At 66.7% G+C, this 1,816-nt stretch carries 2 protein-coding genes; one reads left to right on the forward strand and one right to left on the reverse strand.

What is annotated here, in order from left to right; all coding sequences use genetic code 11:
- Nucleotides 1-30: 30 nt before the first annotated feature.
- The gene (otnC, locus tag AABA86_RS33485) at nt 31-717 is read right to left on the reverse strand and encodes a 3-oxo-tetronate 4-phosphate decarboxylase (protein WP_338309778.1); all 687 of its coding nucleotides are present in this window, start codon (nt 715-717) and stop codon (nt 31-33) included.
- 104 nt (nt 718-821) lie between these two features.
- Here otnC and ltnD point away from each other — a divergent pair, with 104 nt between their 5' ends.
- Nucleotides 822-1,739, forward strand: a complete 918-nt coding sequence (ltnD, locus tag AABA86_RS33490; RefSeq protein ID WP_338309779.1) for an L-threonate dehydrogenase — start codon at nt 822-824, stop codon at nt 1,737-1,739.
- The last annotated feature ends 77 nt before the right edge of the window (nt 1,740-1,816 follow it).

The raw sequence follows: 1,816 nt of genomic DNA on the forward strand, positions 1-1,816 counted from the left end.
GCACCTCAGGATGACGGCGGTGGGTGTGGTTCAATGCCCGTGCCCGTGCTCCGGCAACGTTACCCCAAACACCTTCACCAGATCCGCCACCTGCCCCGGCGATAGATAGCGCGGGTTCATCCCGCGCAGCAGCAGGTACAGCTTCGCCGTCTCCTCCAGCTCCTCGGTTGCGAACACGGCGGCTTCCAGCGTGTCGCCGGCGACGACAGGCCCGTGATTGGCGAGCAGCACGGACGAGTATTTTCCCGCCAGTCCCTTGATCGCGGTCGCCACCGCCGGGTCGCCCGGGCGGTAGTACGGCACGAGCGCGGTGGCGCCGCATTTCATCAGGTAATAGGCCGTCATCGGCGGCAGCGCGGCACGCGGGTCGATCTCCGGCAGCATCGAGAGCGCGACCGAATGGGTGGAGTGCAGATGCACGATCGCGCGTGCACTGCCGCGCGTGTCATAGAGCGCATTGTGCAGCGGAACTTCCTTGGTCGGGGCATCGCCCGACACCAGCTGGCCCCTCTCGTCGAGCCGCGACAGCTTCGCAGGATCGAGGAAACCGAGCGAGGCATTGGTCGGCGTCACCAGCCAGCCGCCGCCGTCCAGCTTGACGCTGATATTGCCGGAGGAGCCGGGCGTCAGCCCGCGCTCGAACAGGGACCGTCCGAAGCGGCAGATGTCCTCGCGCAGCCGCGTCTCGTTGCTCGCTTCAGGTTTCATGGCCGTCATGCCCGCTTGTCTCACGCTTTGGCAGCGCGGCCAAGCCGTGATATCGGTTCGCCGAGCCGCCGCAGAAGCCGGCCGTCCGGGAAACGTTCGCAAGGGTTAGTTGTATGTCCGCCTCCACGTCACAAAATCAGCGCATCGCGGTCATCGGGCTCGGCTCGATGGGGTTTGGCATGGCGACCTCGCTGAAGCGCGCCGGCCACGCCGTCACCGGTTGCGACGTTTCGGCCGAGGCCGTGGCGCGTTTCGCGAAGGATGGTGGCGCGGGTGCCAAAACGCCGGCCGAGGCGGCCAAGGGCGCGGACATCGTCGTCAGCGTCGTCGTCAACGCCGCGCAGACTGAAGCGGTCCTGTTCGGCAAGGACGGCGCCGCCGAGACCATGCCCGAAGGCAGCGTCTTCGTATCCTCCGCCACCATGGACCCCGACGTGGCACGACGCCTTGCCAAGCAGCTCGAGGCGACCGGCCGGCATTATCTGGATGCACCGATTTCCGGCGGAGCGCAGCGCGCCGCGCAAGGCGAGCTGACCATCCTCGCCTCCGGCAGCCCCACAGCGTTCGCGAAGGCACGGCCTGCGCTCGACGCCATGGCCGCGAAGCTCTACGAGCTCGGCGATGCCGCCGGCCAGGGCGCCGCGTTCAAGATGATCAACCAGCTGCTCGCCGGCGTGCATATCGCTGCCGCCAGCGAGGCGATTGCGTTCGCGGCCAAGCAGGGTCTCGACATCCGCAAGGTCTACGAGGTGATCACCGCCTCCGCCGGCAATTCCTGGATGTTCGAGAACCGCATGCCTCACGTGCTCGACGGCGACTACACACCGCGCAGCGCCGTCGAGATCTTCGTCAAGGATCTCGGCATCATCCAGGACATGGCGCGCAGTGCGCGATTCCCGGTGCCGGTCTCCGCCGCCGCACTCCAGATGTTTTTGATGACATCAGCCGCCGGCATGGGCCGGGACGACGACGCCTCGGTGGCGCGGATGTATGCGCAGGTCACCGGCGTCAAGCTGCCCGGCGACAAGTAACGAAGAGGACGCCAATGCCCCGTTTTGCCGCCAATCTCTCGATGATGTTCACCGAGGTGCCGTTCCTCGATCGCTTC

Source organism: Bradyrhizobium sp. TM233 (assembly GCF_036247965.1).
GTDB classification, from domain to species: Bacteria; Pseudomonadota; Alphaproteobacteria; order Rhizobiales; family Xanthobacteraceae; genus Bradyrhizobium; species Bradyrhizobium ottawaense.

Bases quoted from the DNA above. Each gene is read 5' to 3' on its own strand.
- otnC (WP_338309778.1), bottom strand. From the start codon at position 717: ATGACGGCCATGAAACCTGAAGCGAGCAACGAGACGCGGCTGCGCGAG.
- ltnD (WP_338309779.1), top strand. From the start codon at position 822: ATGTCCGCCTCCACGTCACAAAATCAGCGCATCGCGGTCATCGGGCTC.